Origin of the sequence: Pseudomonas sp. NLJ1 (assembly GCF_049486705.1) — a bacterium.
GTDB classification, from domain to species: domain Bacteria; phylum Pseudomonadota; class Gammaproteobacteria; order Pseudomonadales; family Pseudomonadaceae; genus Aquipseudomonas; species Aquipseudomonas inefficax.
Map to the genome: position 1 here is coordinate 2992790 of NZ_CP137735.1, position 17974 is coordinate 3010763.

The window sequence follows — 17974 nt, forward strand, 5'->3', positions numbered from 1 at the left end:
ATGCAAAGGATGGATACGTGAGCGAGACTGTCTTGTCCAATAACGATCAGCCGTCGGCACAGGCGCCGGCGGAACCCGTCACCGCCCCACCTGCCAAGCGCTCCGGCAGTGGCCTGGCAACGCTGGCCCTGCTGTTGGGCGCGGCCGGAGTGGCGGTAGGTGGCTGGGGTGTCTGGCAGGTGCGTCAGCTGCAAGGCAGCGAATTCAACCAGGGCCAGCACATCGAGGCGCTGAACCAGCGCGCCGAGGCCCTGCAGCAGCGCGAACAGCAGATCAGCGCACAGCTGGCCAGCCTGCCGGCGGCCAGCGAGCTGGAAGACCGCCGCCGCCTGGTGGCACAGCTGCAAGGCGACCAGCAACGCCTCAGCCAGCGTCTGGAAACCGTGTTGGGCGAAAGCCGCAAGGAATGGCGCCTGGCCGAGGCCGAGCACCTGCTGCGCCTGGCCACCCTGCGGCTGTCTGCGCTGCAGGACATTACCAGTGCCAAGGCCTTGGTAGAGGGTGCCGACGAGATCCTGCGCGAGCAGAGCGATCCGGGTGCCTTCGCCGCCCGTGAGCAACTGGCGCGCAGCCTGGCCACGCTCAACAGCACCCAGCAACCGGACCGTACCGGCCTGTTCCTGAAACTGGCCGCTCAGCGCGAGCTGGTGCAGCAACTCAGCGCCCAGTCGCCGGAGTTCGACACCAATGCCGATGCCCTGGGCGCGCTCACCGCCGATGGTGACGGCGCCAGTCGCCTGTCCCAGTGGTGGGCCGAGATCTCCAAGTACTTCCAGATCGACTTCAACGCCGATGACAACGTGCGTCCGCTACTGGCCGGGCAGCAACTGAACCAGCTGCGCCTGGCCCTGAGCCTGACCATCGAGCAGGCCCAGTGGGCAGCGCTCAATGGCGATAGCAAGGTTTACACCCAGGCGCTGGACGACGCCCGCAGCGTACTGTTGGCCAACTTCAACGCCGACAACCCGCAAAGCAAGGCCATGCTTGACAGCCTCAATGCCCTGGCCGAGCAGCCGGTGTCGGTGGTTACCCCTGACCTCAGCGAAAGCCTGGCTGCAGTGCAGGCCTATATCCAGCGCCGCCACCTGCCGGCCGAGGCAGAAGGGGGCAAACCATGAAACGTGTCTACCTGCTGGCCGTGCTGGCGATCGTGGTCGCCGCGGCGCTGGGTATTGCGGTCGCCAAGCACAGCGGCTACGTGCTGATCTCGTATGGCAGCTTCCGTTACCAGTCGGGGCTGTGGGCGGCCCTGGCGGGTTTGCTGGCCGTCGTGCTGCTGCTGTGGCTGGTGCGCTACCTGGTCGGCCTGGTGCTGACCTCCAGCGGCGTGGTCAACCCGTGGTCGCGGCGTAACCGCAGCCGGCGTATTCGCCTGGCCATCGAGCAGGGCCAGCTGGACCTCGCCGAGGGCCGCTGGGCCAGCGCCCAGCGCCACCTGCACCGGGCTGCCGAGGCCGAGCGACAGCCGCTGCTGTTCTACCTCGGTGCCGCGCGTGCGGCCAACGAGCAAGGCCGTACCGAAGACAGCGACAACCTGCTGGAGCGTGCCCTGGAGCGCCAGCCGCAAGCGGAACTGGCCATCGCCCTGACCCATGCGCAGTTACAGATGGACCGTGGCGAAAGCGATGGTGCGCTGGAAACCCTGCTGGCCATGCAGGAGCGCCACCCGCACAACAGCCAGGTGCTGCGCCTGTTGCAGCGCCTGTATCTGGAGCGCGGCGACTGGTCGGCACTGATCCGCCTGCTGCCCGACCTGCGCAAGCACAAGGTGCTGCCAGCTACCGAACTGGCGGCCCTCGAGCAACGTGCCTGGGGCCAGAACCTGAGCTTGGCCAGCACCCGTGGCGAGGATGCGCAAAGTGCCCGTCAGGCGCTGGAGCGCGCCTGGCAGCAACTGACCGCAGCCCAGCGCCAGGAGCCACAACTGGTGCTGGCCTATGCCGAGCAACTGCGCCAAGTGGGCGCCCAGAGCGAAGCCGAACAGGTGCTGCGCACTGCCCTCAAGCGTGACTACGAAAGCCACCTGGCCCGCCTGTACGGCCTGGTGCGTGGCGATGACCCGGCGCGCCAGCTGCAAACGGCCGAAGGTTGGCTCAAGGCCCACCCCCAAGATGCAAGCCTGCTGCTTACCCTGGGCCGCCTGAGCCTGCAGAACCGCCTGTGGGGCAAGGCGCGCGACTACCTCGAAAGCAGCCTGCGCATGGAGCGCAACCCCGAGGCCTGTGCCGAGCTGGCGCGCCTGCTCGCCGGCCTTGGCGAGACCGAGCGCAGCAACCAGCTGTTCCAGGAGGGCCTCGGCCTGCTTGACGAGCGCCTGCTAGCCCTGCCATTGCCCGAAGGCGTACGCGCCTGACCTACCCCAGGGCCCGCGCAAAGGTGCGGGCTCCGGGGGGCAGGTAACTTTCCTTTCGATGTAAGTTAGATCTGCAGTCCATTTCTTCAGACGTTTCCTACCGCATGGTTGGAAATTTCCTTCGCGATTCAGCGACTTGTCATTGCCGTCGCGCCTTGAAACAAAGCGCGTCTTTCCTCTACCGTTTCAAGCCACTTCATTATCCCGGGACCTTCACCGCCCATGCTGCCGGCCCGTTTGCGCACCTTTTTCCTACCTGCCTGCCTTGCTGCACTGGCGGTACTGGCCGCGTCCGTCCACCTGGAAAGCGTCCTCGGGCTGGTGCCCTGCCCGTTGTGTTTCAGCCAGCGGCTGCTGCTTGGCGTGTACGCGCTGCTGTGCCTGGCGGCAGTGCTGCAGGCGCCGGGTACGGCGGGCATTCGCTGTTACGCGCGGGCAACGCTGGGCTGTTCGCTGGCCGGGGCGTTGCTGGCAGCGCGACATGTCTGGTTGCAAGGGGATGACGGGGCCATCCCTGTCTGCCCGGTGCCGCTCGGTCGGCTGTTCGAACAATCCTGGGGCGAGGCGGCCCGGCAGTTGTTGTTCGGCGGCCCGGATTGCAGCTCTCTGACCTGGAGCTTTCTCGACCTGACCCTGCCCGAGTGGAGCCTGCTGGCTTTCCTGCTGTTGGCGTTGCTGCCCTTGAGCTGCCTGCTGGCGTATCGTTTCCGCAGCCTGGCGAGAACATGACCTGGCGCAAGGTTGCGCCATTGGTACGACCAATGGCCGTGTAACAGGGTATTAAACACTTGTATGAACTTTGTCCGCTGCGTACCTTGAAGGCCAGCCCGTGCGGGAATAATCTCCCAGCACGCATACCGAAAACACAACTGCTCGATGCCGCCTGCTGATGTCACCTTTGTGCTGCATGGTCGTGGTGCGAGGTGCAGCGGCATCTACCCAGAAGGGAAGAGATAGCCATGCTCGATAGTTGCCAGAACGCTCAGGAACGCTGGGGTGGGGTTCATAAACTGATCGACCGCTGGCTGGAGGAGCGCCAGGAACTGGTGCAGGCTTTCCGCGCATTGCGCGATGCGAAGCCGGCCTTCGCCGACAAGGACACGAACGGGGAGTTTTGTGCGCTCCTTGTCGACTACGTTTCGGCGTGGCATTTCGAGGTCTGCGAGCAGCTGGTCAGTGAGGCCAAGGCCTTCGGAGACGAGAAGGCGTTGAAGCTGGCCGAAGAGATCAACCCACGGATCAATGACAGTACTCAGATCGCACTGGCCTTCAATGACCATTGCGCCAAGGGTGAGTGCAAGGACACCGAACGCTTTGCCGAAAAGCTGGGCAAGCTGGGTGGCCTGCTGCACGAGCGCTTCGAGCTGGAAGACTGCCTGATCGAAGTGTTGCACAACGCGCACAAGGAAGAAGGCGCGGTCCAGGCCTGAGGGTTGGCGTCAATCGCCAACCGCCAGCAGCTCGATCTCGAACACCAGGGGTGTGTAGGGTGCGATCAGGTCCCCTGCGCCCTCGGCGCCATAGGCTTGCGCTGAGGGAATCACCAGGCGCCATTTGGCGCCAGCGTGCATCTTTGGCAAGGCTACCTGCCACCCTTCGATCACCGAATCCAGGCTGAACCACTGGGGCGTCTGGTTCTGGTCGAACACCGAGCCATCTGGCAGCCTGCCCACATAACGCACCTGCACCTTGCCACCGGCTTTGGGCTGCGCGCCCGTACCTGCTTGCAGTTCGCTGTAGAGCACGCCCTCCGGTAGTTCGCGTACGCCATAACGACCACGCTCGTTGGCCATGAAGCGTGTTTCAGCAACTTGCAGCTTTTGCATGGCGGCATCGCCTTCCTGCGCTTCCTGCTGTTGGAGCAAGGCCTGCATGCGTGCCTTGTCGAGTTTCAGCGGTTGTCCCTCATAGGAATGGCGCAGGCCTTCTATCAGCGCATCCAGCTGCAGGTCAGGCACATCCTGGCGCAGTCGCTCACCCAGGCTGGCGCCGATGCTGTAGGCAAGGTCATGTTCTTTGCTGTCGGCCAAGGCGATGGGTGCCAGCAGGCATAAACCTAAAACAAGATATCGAGACATGGTCAGTTCCTGCGCCAATGAGCGGGGAAGTATGCCAGTGTTCACTACTTGTATTGGCCTTTTCATGGTCCTTGTGGGAGCGGCCTTGTGTCGCGAAAGGGCTGCAGAGCAGCCCCGGCGATATTTGCCCTGGCGCTGAAACCGGGGGCCGCTCCGCGCCCCATCGCGACACAAGGCCGCTCCTACAGAGGGGCTGTGCAGTACAGATAACTGCCAAATATCAGCAATGATTTATTCAGCAACTACACTTGCTCGGAGCTGCAAGATAACAACTTTGCCCAGGCATGCAACGCGGCGTAAATAATACTGTCAACATGCCCTAGCGGCGGTAGCAGCAGAAGCATAGTATGAGCCGCAAACTCGTCAGCCAGGAGGTAAACCATGTCGGCTAAAAAGAAGCCAGTAAGCACGCCGTTACACCTGCTCCAGCAACTTTCGGGCAGCTTGCTCGAACACTTGGAAGATGCCTGCTCGCAAGCGCTGGCTGATGCGGAAAAACTGCTGGCCAAGTTGGAAAAGCAGCGTGGCAAGGCTCAGGAGAAACTGCACAACGGTCGCCTGAAACTGCAAGACGCGGCCAAGGCAGGTAAAGCCAAGGCGCAGACCAAGGCGCAAAAAGCCATTGGCGAACTTGAAGAGCTGCTCGACTCCCTCAAGGAACGTCAAACCCAGACCCGTTCTTATATCCAGCAACTCAAGCGCGATGCCCAGGACAGCCTCAAGCTGGCCCAAGGTGTAGGCAAGGTTCGTGAAGCTGCAGCCAAGGCGCTTGACCAGCGTGCTGCCAAGACTTCCAAACCGGCAGCCGCCAAACTCGTCACCAAGGCTGCTGCAGCCAAGCCAGTTGCCAAGGCCACCGCTGCAGCCAAGCCTGCAGCCAAGCCTGCGGCCAAACCAGTTGCCAAAGCCACTGCTGCTGCCAAGCCGGCTGCCAAGGGCACTGCTGCTGCCAAACCTGCGGCCAAACCAGCTGCCAAAGCCACTGCTGCTGCTAAACCTGCAGCCAAGCCAGCCGCCAAGGCCACTGCTGCAGCCAAGCCAGCCGCCAAGGCCACTGCTGCAGCCAAGCCGGCTGCCAAGGGCACTGCTGCTGCCAAGCCTGCAGCCAAACCAGCTGCCAAAGCCACTGCTGCTAAACCTGCAGCCAAGCCAGCCGCCAAAGCCACTGCTGCTGCCAAACCTGCAGCCAAGCCAGCCGCCAAGGCCACTGCTGCTGCCAAACCTGCAGCCAAGCCAGCCGCCAAGGCCACTACCGCTGCCAAGCCTGCAGCCAAGCCAGCCGCCAAGGCCACTACCGCTGCCAAGCCAGCTGCCGCCAAGGCTCCAACACGTGCGGCCGTCAAGCCCGCAGCTGCCAAGCCTGTTGCCAGCAAGCCAGCCGAAGCCAAACCGGCTACGCCAGCCGCCAGCACTCCGGCCGCCGCGACCAACTCGGCCACCCCGGCAGCCTCGGTAGCATCATCGGCACCTGCCAGCACCCCGGCTCAGGCACCGTCTTCGGCGTCCTGAAGTGCTGCCGCCGCGACGCGCAAATTAACTAGCGCGTCGTGGTGGCGGGCCTGGTCCGGCGCCAGCCGGTCCAGCCAGTCTTCCATGGGTTCATGGGCGCCCACCGGCCACTGTCGCGAACGCTCCTGCAAGCGTTCCAGCAAGGCCTTCTCAGCCTGCAATTCCAATCCCTTCACTTGCTCCCGCAGCACCGCCAGCTGCGCATCACCTTGCGCTGCTGCTCGCCACTGTTGGCGCAAGCTGCGCAACGGGTTGACCACGTCGCGCTGCCAGGGCTCGGCAATCTCGCGCAATGCTGTTACGCGTCCCTCTCGCACGGCCACGCCACGCGCCTGCAGCCAGGTTGCGCACAGCAGCAGACAGACATCGCCACCCAGTGTCTGCAGGTCAAGGCAGGCGGCTTCCACGCCGGGCCTGGCGTACAGGGCCAGGGCGTGATTCCACAGGTCGGTGTGCATGGTTCCACTCGCGCTATGGGCCGAGGAAGCTGGTAGACTCCGCGACCATCATGATCAGACTATCCAACCTCACTTTACAGCGTGGTCCGCAGCGCTTGCTAGAAGGCGCCGAGATGACCCTGCACACCGGTCACAAGGCCGGCCTGATCGGCGCCAACGGCGCCGGAAAATCCAGCCTGTTCGCCTTGCTGCGCGGTGAGCTGTCGCCCGATGCCGGCGATTGTCAGTTGCCTGGTGACTGGCGCATCGCCCACATGCGCCAGGAGGTCGACACCCTTGACCGCCTGGCCGTGGACTATGTGCTCGACGGTGACGTGCGCCTGCGCAAGGTCCAGGCTGAACTGGCCGCAGCCGAGCAGGCTCACGACGGTACCGCCCTGGCGCGCCTGCACATTGAGCTGGATAGCGCCGACGGCTATACCGCCGACGCCCGCGCACGCAAGTTGCTGGCCGGCCTTGGCTTCACCAACGAACAGATGGGCCGTCGCGTCGGCGACTTCTCCGGTGGCTGGCGGATGCGCCTGAACCTGGCCCAGGCCCTGATGTGCCCGTCCGATCTGCTGCTGCTCGACGAGCCCACCAACCACCTGGACCTGGACGCTATCCTGTGGCTGGAGGACTGGCTCAAGGGCTACCCCGGCACGCTGTTGCTGATCTCCCACGACCGCGACTTCCTCGATGCCGTGGTCGACCATGTGCTGCATGTCGAGCAACGCAAGCTGAACCTGTACAAGGGCGGTTACACCGCCTTCGAGCGCACCCGTGCCGAGCGCCTGGCGCAACAGCAGCAGGCCTACGAGAAGCAGCAGGCCCAGCGTGCGCACATGGAAAAGTACATTGCCCGCTTCAAGGCCCAGGCCACCAAGGCCCGCCAGGCCCAGAGCCGGATCAAGGCCCTGGAGCGCATGGAAGAACTGTCGGCGGCGCATGTCGATTCGCCGTTCGATTTCGTCTTCCGCGAGTCGCAGAAAATCTCCAGCCCGCTGCTGAGCCTGTCCGAAGGCCGCCTGGGCTACGGTGACAAGGCAATTCTCGACAAGGTAAAGCTGCAGCTCACCCCCGGTGCGCGCATTGGCCTGCTCGGCCCCAACGGTGCCGGCAAGTCGACCCTGATCAAGAACCTCGCAGGCGAGCTCGAGCCACTGTCGGGCCGCCTGGTGCGGGGAGAGAACCTGGCCGTGGGCTACTTTGCCCAGCACCAGCTGGACTCGCTGGACGACAAGGCCAGCCCGCTGCTGCATCTGCAGCGCATTGCCCCCACCGAGCGTGAGCAGACCCTGCGCGACTTCCTGGGCGGTTTCGACTTCCATGGCGACCGCGTCGACGAGCCGGTGGTGAACTTCTCTGGTGGTGAAAAGGCACGCCTGGCGCTGGCCCTGATTGCCTGGGAGCGGCCGAACCTGCTGCTGCTCGACGAACCGACCAACCACCTCGACCTGGAAATGCGCCTGGCGCTGACCATGGCCCTGCAGGAGTTTGCCGGTGCCGTGGTGGTGGTGTCGCACGACCGTCACCTGCTCAAGAGCACCACCGACGACTTCTTGTTGGTGGCCGACGGCAAGGTCGACATCTTCGATGGTGACCTGGACGACTACAGCCGCTGGCTGGTCGAGTACCGCCAGCGCAGCGCGCCGGCCAGTACCGCCCCGGTCAACCCGGACAAGACCGACAAGAAAGCCCAGCGCCAGGCCGCCGCAGCCTTGCGCCAGCAACTGGCCCCGCACAAGAAGGCCGCCGACAAGCTGGAAGCCGAGCTCAACCAGGTGCATGCGCAACTGGCCGAGATCGAGACCGCGCTAGGTGATGGTGGCCTCTACGACGCGTCGCGCAAGGACGAGTTGCGTGATCTGCTGGCGCGCCAGACCAAGCTGAAGCAGCGCGAAGGGGAACTGGAAGAGGCCTGGATGGAAGCGCTGGAAACTCTTGAAAGCATGCAGGCCGAGCTCGAGGCGCTGTCCTGATGGAGGAACTGCGTTCGCTGCTGCCAGGGCAATGGATGGACACCTTCTGGCTGGGCTTGCAGATCCTGTTGATCCTGGTCGCGGCCTTCGTCCTGCAGCGCATCGTTGCGCGCGGGTTGAGCCGCCTGGGCCAGCGTTACCCGTTGCCAGCGGAGCTGCTGGTGCCGGTGCGTGGCGGCTTGCGCTGGCTGATCATGGGCAGCGCGTTGCTGTTCGTGCTGGAACGCCTGGGTGTCTCGGCGACAGTGCTGTGGACAGCACTGTCCGGCTTCGTCGCGGTGGCGGCAGTGGCCTTCTTCGCCATGTGGAGCGTGCTGTCCAACCTGCTGTGCGCGGTGCTGATCTTCACCGTCGGGCCGTTTCGCATCGGTGACGTGGTCGAACTGGTCGACACCCTGGACAAGCCGGGCGTGAAAGGCCGGGTGATTGCCATCAACCTGCTGTTCACCACGTTGATGGAAATGCCCGAGACGGGCGGGGCGCTGGTGCAGGTGCCCAATAGCCAGTTCTTCCAGAAGTCGGTGCGGCGCTGGCGGGGGGCTGAGGTGCAGTCCATGCACAAAGAGTCGTCCGCCGAGGCTGACTGAACCTGCACCGGCCTCTTCGCGGGTAAACCCGCTCCCACAGGAATTCCACAGCCCTTGGGGACAGCGCGATACCTGTGGGAGCGGGTTTACCCGCGAAGAGGCCGGTACAGGCAGAACAAATCCTGCAGAATTTACTGGTTATTTTTTCACCAAAACCTTAGCTTAACGTTTTGCAACATATGTTCGAGCGAGGTGTGTGATGTCGATGGAAGTGTGGCTGGGCTTCTTTGCCGCCTGTTGGGTTATCAGCCTTTCACCCGGTGCCGGGGCGATTGCCTCGATGTCCAGCGGCCTGCAATACGGCTTCTGGCGTGGCTACTGGAACGCCCTGGGCCTGCAACTGGGTCTGATCCTGCAGATCGCCATCATCGCCGCCGGTGTCGGCGCCGTCCTTGCCGCCTCGGCCACGGCCTTCCAGGTCATCAAATGGTTCGGCGTCGCCTACCTTGTCTATCTGGCCTACAAGCAATGGCGCGCCTTGCCGATGGACATGAGCGACGAATCCGCCGTGCGCCCGATTGGCAAACCGCTGAGCCTGGTGTTCCGTGGCTTCCTGGTCAACGTCAGCAACCCCAAGGCGCTGGTGTTCATGCTGGCGGTGCTGCCGCAGTTCATCAACCCGCATGAACCGCTGTTGCCGCAGTATGTGGCGATCACCGTGACCATGGTCACCGTGGACATGCTGGTAATGGCGGGGTACACCGGGTTGGCGGCGCGGGTTTTGCGCTTGCTGCGTACGCCCAAGCAGCAGAAGCGTTTGAATCGGACGTTCGCCGGGTTGTTCATTGGTGCGGCTACCTTCCTGGCGACTCTGCGCCGCGCGCCTGTCTGATAGGTCCGGGGGCTGCTTTGCAGCCCATCGCGACACAAGGCCGCTCCTACAGGGATTGTGTAGCGGCCACCGCTATTTTTGCTTGTCCACCAACCCCTTGAGCAAATCCACCGGCAGCGGAAAGACGATGGTCGAGCTCTTGTCCCCGGCAATCGTCCCCAGCGTCTGCATATAACGCAACTGCATCGCCCCCGGCTCCTTGCTCAGCATCTGCGCCGCCTGCATCAGCTTCTCCGACGCCTGCAACTCACCCTCGGCATGGATCACCTTGGCCCGCCGTTCACGCTCGGCCTCGGCCTGGCGGGCAATGGCGCGCACCATCGATTCGTTGAGGTCGACGTGCTTGATCTCGACGTTGGCCACCTTGATGCCCCAGGCATCGGTCTGTGCATCCAGCACCTGGCGAATGTCCGAGTTCAGCTGCTCGCGTTCGGCCAACAGTTCATCCAGCTCGTGCTTGCCGAGCACTGCGCGCAGCGTGGTCTGGGCCAGCTGGCTGGTCGCCACGAGGAAATCCTCGACCTGGATGATCGCCTTCTGCGGGTCGAGCACGCGGAAGTAGACCACGGCGTTGACCTTGACCGAGACGTTGTCGCGGGTGATCACATCCTGTGGTGGTACATCCAGCACCACGGTGCGCAGGTCGACCCGCACCATTTGCTGGATCACCGGGATCAACAGGATCAGCCCCGGCCCCTTCACCTGCCAGAAGCGCCCCAGCTGGAACACCACGCCGCGCTCGTATTCACGCAGGATGCGAAACGCCGACAGCAACAGCATCGCCAGCACGATCAGTACCGCGCCGAAGCCCAATTGCATGAACATGGTCATTCTCCTTGCGCCGCGGGCGCGGCGGCGCTCACTTCCAGCATGACGCCATGGCGCGCGGTCACCCGCACGTTCTGGCCCGCTTGCAGTGGCGTTGCACACTGCGCCTGCCATTGCTCGCCCTGGGCTAGCACAAAGCCACAGAACGGGTTGCCCGCCTTCACCTGGGTGACGGTGACCAGGCTGCCGACCAGGCCGGCGTCACCGCTGACCAGGGCCCGTCGGCGGGCCTTGAGGGCCATGCCCAGCACACCGCCGATCAGCAGCGCCGAGAGCAGCGCCAGGGTGCCGATCAGGGCCAGCGGGATGCCGAAACCGGGGGCATCGGTGTCGATCAGGATCAGCGCGCCGACCACGAAAGCGACAATGCCGCCAAAGCCGACCACGCCGAAACTGGGCAGGAAGGCTTCGGCGATCATGAAGGCGATGCCGAGCAATATCAGCGCCACCCCGGCGAAGCTCACCGGCAACAGCTGCAGGGCATACAGCGCCAGCAGCAGGCAGATGCCGCCGACCACGCCGCCCACCGTCGAGCCGGGGTTCATGAACTCGAACAGCAGGCCGTACACACCGATCATGATCAGGATCAGCGCCACGCTGGGGTTGGTGATGACCGCCAGCACCCGGGTGCGCCAGTCCGGCAGGTGCTCGACCAGGCTGGCACCGGCAGTCTGCAGCTGCCGGGGCTGGCCAGCGACATTGAGCGTTTTGCCATCGAGCTTGCGCAACAGGTCGGGTACGTCATCGGCCACCAGGTCGATCACATCGAGCTGCAAGGCCTCGCTGGCGGACAGGCTGACCGCCTCGCGCACAGCCTTTTCCGCCCAGTCGGCATTGCGCCCGCGCAGCAGCGCCAGGCCACGTATGTAGGCCGCCGCATCGTTGACCTGTTTGCGCGCAAGGGTTTCGTCATCGCTGCCTTCGGCCTTGTCGTCCTTGGGCGTGCCTGGCGTGGTGCCTATCTGCACGGGGGTTGCGGCACCCAGGTTGGTACCGGGCGCCATGGCTGCGACATGGCTGGCATAGAGGATATAAGTGCCGGCGCTGGCGGCGCGGGCACCACTGGGGGCGACGAAGGTGGCGACCGGCACGGGGCTGGCGAGAATCGCCTTGATCATCTGGCGCATGGCGCTGTCCAGCCCGCCCGGGGTGTCCATGCGGATCACCACCAGTTGCGCGCCCTGCGCCTGGGCCTGGCTGAGGCTGCGCACCAGGTAGTCGGCGCTGGCAGGGCCGATGGCATCATCGATGCCCAGCACCCACACTGCACCGGGCGCTGCCTGACCGCCTGGCGTCATACCAAGCAGCAACAGCAGCAACAGCCAGCGCCAGCAGCGGGCGATCACCTGTCGTCACCTCGTTTGCCTCTATTGCACAAGTTTAGCCCTGCCTGCTGGTACCCGGCCTAAAATTGGAAATTGGGGGACGAAACCGGAGGTGCATCATGCGTATGGCAAAGACCCTGCAGGATCGCCTGGACAAGGCCAACTGCGACTACGACATCATTCCCCATCCACATTCGGCCACCAGCCTGGAGTCGGCCCGCACGGCCGGCGTGCCCGCCGAGCGGGTCGCCAAGTCGGTGATGCTCGATGACCGTCATGGCAACTACATCATGGCCGTACTACCGGCCAACCGGCATCTGGACATGACCAAGGTGCGCATGTCCGGGGCATGGCAACTGACCCGTGAAAGCGGCCTGCCGAGCCTGTTCGGCGACTGCGAGCGCGGTGCCGTACCGGCGCTGGGCGATGCCTATCAGATAAAGATGCTGCTTGATTCGAGTCTTACCCGCCAAGGCGATGTCTATCTGGAGGCGGGTGATCACGATCATCTGATTCACATGAGCATGGAGCAGTACCTGAAGCTGGTGCCGCGCGCCGAAGTGCGTGAGCTCAGCTGATGCTCTCAACCCATGCCGGGCCGGCATCGTCGACGACCGGTCTGGCGACGAGGAGGAACCATGGATAAGCCGATTCATCCTTTGTCCGAGATTTTCCAACAGCTGGGGTTGCCAGACGATCCGGTCGAAATCGACCGTTTCATCACCACCCATTCGCCGCTCGACGACGATATAAAGCTGGTTGATGCACCTTTCTGGAACGATTCCCAGCGTGCCTTCCTGAAAGAGAAGTACATTGCCGATGACGACTGGATTCCGATGATCGACCAACTGAACGAGGCGCTGCACCCACGCAAAAAATAAAGCGCCGAGTGGTGCCTGACGAGTGATTGGCCGTTGCTATGCTCAGGAAAACAACAAGGGGATAGCGCGATGAAAGATCCCTACGCACCGGGTTTCTGGTGCTCCGTGACGATCCTGGGCACGTTGACGGCCAGTTATTTCTACGGCATCAGGCAAACGCAACAGATGAACCAGGCAGTGCACTTCCTGTATGCCGCTGCCGCCGTCACTGTGGCAGTTGCACTGGTGGCGCTGACCTGGATCGCCTGGCAGCAGCTGCACCTGAACAAGCGTGAGGTGGTGCAGGGGCGAACGTTGCTGACCATCTGGAACACCAAGGTTGCGCTACGCCGCGTCGAGACGGTGTTCGACCGCTATTTCTGGGGCAGCTACTGGCATTCGGGGCGCACCTTCGAAGAGGTCATGGGCGAACTCAAGGGCACGCCGCTGGAGCAGAGCCTGGATGCGTTGAAACGCCAGTGCCGCTTGCTCGACCGCGAAATTCATGACCACCATCACCACTGGCTGGCCAATGCCCGCGACCTGTCCAGCGTGGCCCAGGCCATGGCTCGTGAACGCTACCAGCTGGACCTGGGTGAGCCGACCCGCAGCGGCCATGGCAACACCGCTGTGCTCAACCGGGACCTGGAAGTGCTGGTGTACACCTGGTCGGCGCGCCTGCGCAGCTTTGACCATCAGCTGGACGAACTGGAGCGCGCCTACCATTGAGACGCTTTATTCACCGCGGATGTATTGCTCCAGTTTCAGGATCAGGTTTGCCTGTTCTGCGATGGTTTCCTTGACCAGGTCACCGATCGACAGCAGGCCAAGCAGTTCGCCATTGCTGACCACCGGTAGGTGGCGCAGGTGGCGGTTGGTCATCAGGTTCATGCAGTACTCGAGGTTCTGCTTCGGTTCCACGGTAACCACCGGCGCACTCATGATGTCGCGCACGGGGGTAGCGGCGGACGAACGGCCCTTGAGCACCAGCTTGCGCGCATAGTCCCGTTCACTGACGATACCCACGACCTGGTTACCCTCGACCACCGGTAGCGCACCGACGTTTTTCTCCGCCAGCAGCTTCAGTGCGTCGAGTACCGAGTCATCCGGGCCGATGGTGTACACGGTCTGGTGCTGGGACTTGGTCTTGAGGATTTGTTCGACGGTCTTCATACGGGCCTCTGCGGGTGGAAAAAGCGATGTCTCGGAGTAAATAAAGCATCCGGCACGGCGCTCTGCACGGCAATGCAGGAAACGGCATCGAGTCGATTGAAAAACGTCATGAGTGGTCGCCTGTGCTGGCCTCTTCGCGGCTGAAGCCGCTCCCACAGGGAGCGCACAGCTTTCAAAGGCGGTGCAGTCCCTGTGGGAGCGGCTTCAGCCGCGAAGAGGCCAGCAGAGTTGGCTCAGAGCTTCGGCATCTGCCCGATCCGCGCCACCATCTCGCTCACTACCTGCAAGTCCAGCATGAACTGCTCCACGGTCTTGAACTCGTTGTCGTTGTGCCCGGTGTACTTCACATCCGGCATGGCCAGGCCGAACTGCACGCCGTTAGGCAGGTCGTGTACCGAGGTGGCGCCCGCCGAGGTACCGAACTCGTGCTTCATGCCCAGGTTCTCGGTGGCCACATCAAGCAAGGCTTTGACCCATTCGCCCTCGGGGTTGCGGTACATCGGCTCGTCCAGGCTGTAGTCGAAGGCCACCGAGGTATGGCTCTGCCGGGTCCATTTGCCCAGCTTGTCGGCCAGTTCGTCCTTGATCGTGGCAATTGGCTTGCCTTTCGGAATGCGCAGGTTCACCGCCAGCTTCAGGCCTTTTTCATCCACCCCGACAAAGGTCAGCGAGGCGGTCAGCGGGCCCATGAACGGGTCCTTGAAGGCCACGCCGAGCTTGTTGCCCAGGTAGTCCAGGCCCCAGTTGTCGGCGGCGTAGCGGGCGGCGTCGGTGAAGTGGTTGTGCTTGAGCGGCACATCCTGGCCCAGGCCGTTGATGAAGCCGAGCATGCGCGCTACCGGGTTGACCCCGGATTCCGGCTCCGAAGAGTGGGCGGAAACGCCGGTCACGGTGAGCAATACCTGCTTGCCATCGGCTTTGGCCACGATGCTGAAGTCGCCGCCATTGCGCTTCACGTAATCGGCACCGGCTTTTTCCAGCTGGCTGGCCAGCTTCGCCGGGTTGTCGGTGACCAGGGTCGCAACCGAGGTAGTCGGAATCTGGTTGGTGGCCAGGCCGCCAGTCAGGTTGACGATCTCGGCACCCTTGCCACTGGCCGGGCGCTTGCTGAAGCTTGCCATGATCGTGCCGTAGCCTTTCTCGGCGATGACCACCGGGTAGCCGCCATCGAGGGCCAGGTTGTAGTCGGGCGTGGGGTTGCGCTCGAAGTAGTAGGGGATGGCATCGCCGCTGGTTTCTTCAGTGGTGTCGATCAGCAGCTTGAACTGGCGGGCCAGCGGCAGGTTCTCGTCCTTGGCCACTTTCAGCGCGTACATCGCCACGACAATGCCGTTCTTGTCGTCTTCGGTGCCGCGGCCATACATGCGGTCACCGACCAGGGTGACCTTGAACGGGTCCAGGCGCGTGCCATCGGCCAGCTTCCAGTTGTCCGGGTTGACTGGCACTACGTCGGCGTGAGCATGGATGCCGACCACTTCCTTGCCGCTGCCCAGCGAGATCTCGTACACCCGGTTGTCGATATTGCGGAAAGCCAGGCCGAAGCTGTCAGCCAAGGCCTTGATCTTGTCGGCGATCCTGAGGAACTCGGGGTTCTCGTGCTGCGGCGTGCCCTCGACATTGAAGGTGGGGATGGCCACCAGCTCACGCAGGGTTTCGCTGGCAGCCTTGCCGTACTTGATGCGGGTATACAGGCCGAGCAGGCGGTTGATCTCGTTCTGCTGCTCGGCCGCCAATGGCTTGCCGCCCAGGTAGGCATCCAGGGTTGCCGCAAGGTTGTCGGCCTTGGCCAGGTCGCTGCCTTTGAGCTTGCCGAGGAACTGCTTGAAGTCGCTTGGGTCGCTGCCGTCGAACGCTTTGACGATGGCCGCGGACTGCTGCTGGGTAAGGTTGGCCTGGGCCGGTTGGGTGAACAGGCCGATGCTGGCCAGCAGCAGGGTGGTGGCGGTGAGTTTTTTCAGGTGCATGGTTGTGCGCATTCCTTCGCCAGTCATTGTTGTGGGTTACCCGTCGGGAAACGGGAAGACGCCCACGCTAACACCAATGACCCGTGGCACGGGAGTGCCAGAAACGCGACATGTCGCACAAACGAAAAAGCCCCGGGCAAGTTGCCGGGGCCTTTTCAGTGCTTCGAACGGTGATTACAGCCCGTTGGGCAGGAACCTCGTGGCACCGCTGACATCATCGATCTTCTTGATGCGGAAGGCCTTGATGCAGGTTTCGTTGCGGGTGTTGCTGTCCGGGCAGTACTGCTGGACGAAATCGTTGAAGGCCATGTCCTGGCCATTCACGTTGAGGACGCGCTTGAAGTACTCGCCCTGTATGCCCTGCGCCTGACGCGAGGCGGTCATTTCCTGATCGACGACCAGGCGACCGTGCAGGTCGACGGTGGGGAACTTGGCTTCTTCCTGCAGGCAGCCGCTCAGCAGCAGGCCGGCCGTGGCCAGCATGATCAGACGTAGCATGATGTTGTCTCTGCAACGGGCGGCCCCGGCCGGCGGGCCGGGACTGCACCTGGATGGTTACTCGCCGAACAGGCTGCCGGCGCGTTTCACTTCTGCCTTGCCGGCATCTTCGAGCAGCGACTTGGCGCCCGAGGTGACGTTGCGTGCGGAGTCGGCATTGGACTGGATCACATCGGTGCGTGCTGCGCTGTCGCGCAGTTCGGCGTCGATGTAGTCGTTGGCGCGGGCGACCTTTGCCTTTTTCGCTTGCAGGGCCAGGCGACGCTCTTCCAGCTCCAGCGCGCGAAGGTCGTCCTCGTAGGCTTCTTCACGGGTCTGCACGCGCTTGCGCTCGGCTGCTTGCGCCTGTTGTTTCTCGGCGGCACGCTGCGCGGAGGCACGTTGGGCCGCTGCGCGCTGCTGGCGGGCAGCAGCTTCACGGGCTTCGGCGCGCTGCTCGGCGGCGGCGGCCTGGCGCAGGCGTTCGGCTTCCAGTGCCGCTTCGGATTGCTTGGTCTGCTGTTCGATCTGGTAGAGCTGATCGAACTGGCCCGCAGTGGCAGTGGCCGCAGACAATGCGAGGGCGGTGCCCAGAACAAAGTGTTTCATGTGCTCAGGCCTCAGCTCTTTTTCGGATCTGGGCAGGTCGCATTTGGCTGGATGCGTGTTTCGTTGGAGATGGTCATGACCATCAGCGAGATGCCACCCACTTCGAAATCGCACGGGCGGCCAACCTGGGCGGAGGTGTAGATCTTGCCGTTTTCCGAGTAGCCGATCAGCACACCAGGCACCAGCGAGGTATCGCTGACCAAGGAGCCGGCCAGGGCGCCGGCGCCACCGCCTGCCACGCCGCCAATGATCGCGGTGTCCTTGTTGTGGCCTGCACCCAGCGCCGCGCCACCCAGGGCACCCAGTACACCGCCTACCATCATTGCGGCTTTCTGGTTCTTCTCGTTGCTGACCTTGATCCTGGTCGGCGAGACCGTGATGATTTTCACGGTCTTGGCTTCCTGCTGGGTGTTTACCTGGCTGGCATCGAACACATCGGATTGGTATTGCTCACCGGTCGCCTGGCAACCCACGAGGGTGGCGGCGATAGTCAAGGCCAGACAGTGTTTCAGCGTTTTCATTCCTGATTCCCTGGAGGGTATGGTTAACCTTGCGACGATCCATCTGAAGGATGAGGCATAATGCCACTATTCTAGACAGATGGATCCAATCAGGTAAAGCCATCAGGACTAAAGCCGGCTGCAATAAGCGCCAAACGAAATAACGCGAGCAGGCCGCCACTGGGTTGCAGAAACGACAAAGCCCGCGCAAGGCGGGCTTTGTAAGAGGTATGGCGCACTCGGCGGGATTCGAACCCACGACCCCTGCCTTCGGAGGGCAGTACTCTATCCAGCTGAGCTACGAGTGCAACGCGCACGCATGATACCCATCTGATCCGATGGCGTCCATCGCCTTGATCTGTAGCCGTTTTTACTCCTCTACAGGGGAGGCGGGCAGAGACAATCACAAAACGCATCTATTCATATGCGATATCGATATTTCCATGGCAGTTATTATGCC

Annotated in this window: 20 protein-coding genes and 1 tRNA gene; 11 read left to right on the plus strand and 10 right to left on the minus strand. The window is 63.1% G+C overall.

The window, feature by feature from the left end; genetic code table 11:
* Positions 1 to 17 precede the first annotated feature (17 nt).
* The 4 genes from R9B85_RS13405 (at position 18) to rsd (ending at position 3783) form a co-directional block, all read left to right on the plus strand.
* Complete coding sequence (locus tag R9B85_RS13405; RefSeq protein ID WP_025337277.1) at positions 18 to 1118, plus strand: uroporphyrinogen-III C-methyltransferase; 1101 nt, start codon at positions 18 to 20, stop codon at positions 1116 to 1118.
* The gene (locus tag R9B85_RS13410) at positions 1115 to 2353 is read left to right on the plus strand and encodes a heme biosynthesis protein HemY (protein WP_112251192.1); all 1239 of its coding nucleotides are present in this window, start codon (positions 1115 to 1117) and stop codon (positions 2351 to 2353) included. Before R9B85_RS13405 ends, R9B85_RS13410 begins: the two co-directional genes overlap by 4 nt.
* A 222-nt stretch (positions 2354 to 2575) precedes the next feature.
* A complete protein-coding gene (locus tag R9B85_RS13415) occupies positions 2576 to 3082 on the plus strand; it encodes a disulfide bond formation protein B (RefSeq protein ID WP_112251194.1) in 507 nt (168 codons plus the stop codon).
* 230 nt (positions 3083 to 3312) lie between these two features.
* Positions 3313 to 3783: a sigma D regulator gene (rsd, locus tag R9B85_RS13420; protein ID WP_112251196.1), complete on the plus strand. Its 471-nt coding sequence runs from the start codon at positions 3313 to 3315 to the stop codon at positions 3781 to 3783.
* A 9-nt stretch (positions 3784 to 3792) separates the two neighbouring features.
* On the opposite strand, the gene R9B85_RS13425 is transcribed toward rsd, so the two are convergent.
* Positions 3793 to 4431, minus strand: coding sequence for an FKBP-type peptidyl-prolyl cis-trans isomerase (locus R9B85_RS13425; protein ID WP_423770288.1), 639 nt, complete (start codon positions 4429 to 4431; stop codon positions 3793 to 3795).
* A gap of 381 nt (positions 4432 to 4812) precedes the next feature.
* On the opposite strand from R9B85_RS13425, the gene R9B85_RS13430 reads away from it, so the two are divergent.
* The gene (locus tag R9B85_RS13430; protein ID WP_423770289.1) at positions 4813 to 5940 is read left to right on the plus strand and encodes an AlgP family protein; all 1128 of its coding nucleotides are present in this window, start codon (positions 4813 to 4815) and stop codon (positions 5938 to 5940) included.
* Here the strand turns inward: R9B85_RS13430 and R9B85_RS13435 are convergent.
* Positions 5916 to 6398 (minus strand): TIGR02444 family protein, encoded by a 483-nt coding sequence (locus R9B85_RS13435; protein ID WP_112251200.1) that lies wholly within the window; start codon positions 6396 to 6398, stop codon positions 5916 to 5918. The genes R9B85_RS13430 and R9B85_RS13435 overlap by 25 nt on opposite strands.
* Positions 6399 to 6448: 50 nt before the next feature.
* On the opposite strand from R9B85_RS13435, the gene abc-f reads away from it, so the two are divergent.
* The 3 genes from abc-f to R9B85_RS13450 all read left to right on the plus strand — a co-directional run bounded on the left by abc-f (position 6449) and on the right by R9B85_RS13450 (position 9778).
* The gene (gene abc-f, locus R9B85_RS13440; RefSeq protein ID WP_112251202.1) at positions 6449 to 8359 is read left to right on the plus strand and encodes a ribosomal protection-like ABC-F family protein; all 1911 of its coding nucleotides are present in this window, start codon (positions 6449 to 6451) and stop codon (positions 8357 to 8359) included.
* Entirely contained in the window at positions 8359 to 8946 is a 588-nt protein-coding gene (locus R9B85_RS13445) for a mechanosensitive ion channel family protein (protein WP_112251204.1), read from the plus strand. Before abc-f ends, R9B85_RS13445 begins: the two co-directional genes overlap by 1 nt.
* A 199-nt stretch (positions 8947 to 9145) precedes the next feature.
* On the plus strand, positions 9146 to 9778 hold the full coding sequence (locus R9B85_RS13450) for a LysE family transporter (RefSeq protein WP_133969897.1): 633 nt from the start codon (positions 9146 to 9148) through the stop codon (positions 9776 to 9778).
* Between the two features lie 72 nt (positions 9779 to 9850).
* Here R9B85_RS13450 and R9B85_RS13455 read toward each other — a convergent pair whose 3' ends face one another.
* Together R9B85_RS13455 and R9B85_RS13460 are read right to left on the minus strand one after the other, a co-directional pair.
* Positions 9851 to 10603, minus strand: coding sequence for a slipin family protein (locus R9B85_RS13455; RefSeq protein WP_025337287.1), 753 nt, complete (start codon positions 10601 to 10603; stop codon positions 9851 to 9853).
* 2 nt (positions 10604 to 10605) lie between these two features.
* Entirely contained in the window at positions 10606 to 11952 is a 1347-nt protein-coding gene (locus tag R9B85_RS13460; RefSeq protein WP_423770290.1) for an NfeD family protein, read from the minus strand.
* Between the two features lie 98 nt (positions 11953 to 12050).
* Between R9B85_RS13460 and R9B85_RS13465 the strand changes: the two genes are divergently transcribed.
* From R9B85_RS13465 to R9B85_RS13475, 3 genes are all read left to right on the plus strand, one after another.
* Entirely contained in the window at positions 12051 to 12509 is a 459-nt protein-coding gene (locus R9B85_RS13465) for an aminoacyl-tRNA deacylase (RefSeq protein WP_003260230.1), read from the plus strand.
* Between the two features lie 60 nt (positions 12510 to 12569).
* Positions 12570 to 12812, plus strand: a complete 243-nt coding sequence (locus tag R9B85_RS13470; RefSeq protein ID WP_112251210.1) for a DUF2789 domain-containing protein — start codon at positions 12570 to 12572, stop codon at positions 12810 to 12812.
* A gap of 69 nt (positions 12813 to 12881) precedes the next feature.
* Entirely contained in the window at positions 12882 to 13520 is a 639-nt protein-coding gene (locus R9B85_RS13475; RefSeq protein WP_112251212.1) for an NADH:ubiquinone oxidoreductase subunit N, read from the plus strand.
* A gap of 6 nt (positions 13521 to 13526) precedes the next feature.
* Here the strand turns inward: R9B85_RS13475 and R9B85_RS13480 are convergent, their stop codons facing one another.
* The 6 genes from R9B85_RS13480 to R9B85_RS13505 all read right to left on the minus strand — a co-directional run bounded on the left by R9B85_RS13480 (position 13527) and on the right by R9B85_RS13505 (position 17822).
* Positions 13527 to 13964: a CBS domain-containing protein gene (locus R9B85_RS13480; RefSeq protein ID WP_112251214.1), complete on the minus strand. Its 438-nt coding sequence runs from the start codon at positions 13962 to 13964 to the stop codon at positions 13527 to 13529.
* 233 nt (positions 13965 to 14197) lie between these two features.
* Positions 14198 to 15928: a dipeptidase gene (locus tag R9B85_RS13485; RefSeq protein WP_112251216.1), complete on the minus strand. Its 1731-nt coding sequence runs from the start codon at positions 15926 to 15928 to the stop codon at positions 14198 to 14200.
* Positions 15929 to 16102: 174 nt separating this feature from the next.
* Positions 16103 to 16426, minus strand: coding sequence for a hypothetical protein (locus tag R9B85_RS13490; protein WP_423770291.1), 324 nt, complete (start codon positions 16424 to 16426; stop codon positions 16103 to 16105).
* A 57-nt stretch (positions 16427 to 16483) separates the two neighbouring features.
* A complete protein-coding gene (locus tag R9B85_RS13495) occupies positions 16484 to 17014 on the minus strand; it encodes a DUF5384 family protein (protein WP_133969900.1) in 531 nt (176 codons plus the stop codon).
* A gap of 11 nt (positions 17015 to 17025) precedes the next feature.
* The gene (locus R9B85_RS13500) at positions 17026 to 17535 is read right to left on the minus strand and encodes a hypothetical protein (protein ID WP_326433918.1); all 510 of its coding nucleotides are present in this window, start codon (positions 17533 to 17535) and stop codon (positions 17026 to 17028) included.
* Positions 17536 to 17745: 210 nt separating this feature from the next.
* Positions 17746 to 17822: transfer RNA gene (locus R9B85_RS13505), tRNA-Arg, on the minus strand.
* Positions 17823 to 17974: the final 152 nt, after the last annotated feature.

What these genes read in the sequence shown, in the direction of transcription:
- R9B85_RS13410 (WP_112251192.1), top strand. Translation starts at nt 1,115, where the DNA reads ATGAAACGTGTCTACCTGCTGGCCGTGCTGGCGATCGTGGTCGCCGCG.
- R9B85_RS13415 (WP_112251194.1), top strand. Translation starts at nt 2,576, where the DNA reads ATGCTGCCGGCCCGTTTGCGCACCTTTTTCCTACCTGCCTGCCTTGCT.
- rsd (WP_112251196.1), top strand. Translation starts at nt 3,313, where the DNA reads ATGCTCGATAGTTGCCAGAACGCTCAGGAACGCTGGGGTGGGGTTCAT.
- R9B85_RS13425 (WP_423770288.1), bottom strand. Translation starts at nt 4,431, where the DNA reads ATGTCTCGATATCTTGTTTTAGGTTTATGCCTGCTGGCACCCATCGCC.
- R9B85_RS13430 (WP_423770289.1), top strand. Translation starts at nt 4,813, where the DNA reads ATGTCGGCTAAAAAGAAGCCAGTAAGCACGCCGTTACACCTGCTCCAG.
- R9B85_RS13435 (WP_112251200.1), bottom strand. Translation starts at nt 6,398, where the DNA reads ATGCACACCGACCTGTGGAATCACGCCCTGGCCCTGTACGCCAGGCCC.
- abc-f (WP_112251202.1), top strand. Translation starts at nt 6,449, where the DNA reads ATGATCAGACTATCCAACCTCACTTTACAGCGTGGTCCGCAGCGCTTG.
- R9B85_RS13445 (WP_112251204.1), top strand. Translation starts at nt 8,359, where the DNA reads ATGGAGGAACTGCGTTCGCTGCTGCCAGGGCAATGGATGGACACCTTC.
- R9B85_RS13450 (WP_133969897.1), top strand. Translation starts at nt 9,146, where the DNA reads ATGTCGATGGAAGTGTGGCTGGGCTTCTTTGCCGCCTGTTGGGTTATC.
- R9B85_RS13455 (WP_025337287.1), bottom strand. Translation starts at nt 10,603, where the DNA reads ATGTTCATGCAATTGGGCTTCGGCGCGGTACTGATCGTGCTGGCGATG.
- R9B85_RS13465 (WP_003260230.1), top strand. Translation starts at nt 12,051, where the DNA reads ATGCGTATGGCAAAGACCCTGCAGGATCGCCTGGACAAGGCCAACTGC.
- R9B85_RS13470 (WP_112251210.1), top strand. Translation starts at nt 12,570, where the DNA reads ATGGATAAGCCGATTCATCCTTTGTCCGAGATTTTCCAACAGCTGGGG.
- R9B85_RS13475 (WP_112251212.1), top strand. Translation starts at nt 12,882, where the DNA reads ATGAAAGATCCCTACGCACCGGGTTTCTGGTGCTCCGTGACGATCCTG.
- R9B85_RS13480 (WP_112251214.1), bottom strand. Translation starts at nt 13,964, where the DNA reads ATGAAGACCGTCGAACAAATCCTCAAGACCAAGTCCCAGCACCAGACC.
- R9B85_RS13485 (WP_112251216.1), bottom strand. Translation starts at nt 15,928, where the DNA reads ATGCACCTGAAAAAACTCACCGCCACCACCCTGCTGCTGGCCAGCATC.
- R9B85_RS13490 (WP_423770291.1), bottom strand. Translation starts at nt 16,426, where the DNA reads ATGCTACGTCTGATCATGCTGGCCACGGCCGGCCTGCTGCTGAGCGGC.
- R9B85_RS13495 (WP_133969900.1), bottom strand. Translation starts at nt 17,014, where the DNA reads ATGAAACACTTTGTTCTGGGCACCGCCCTCGCATTGTCTGCGGCCACT.
- R9B85_RS13500 (WP_326433918.1), bottom strand. Translation starts at nt 17,535, where the DNA reads ATGAAAACGCTGAAACACTGTCTGGCCTTGACTATCGCCGCCACCCTC.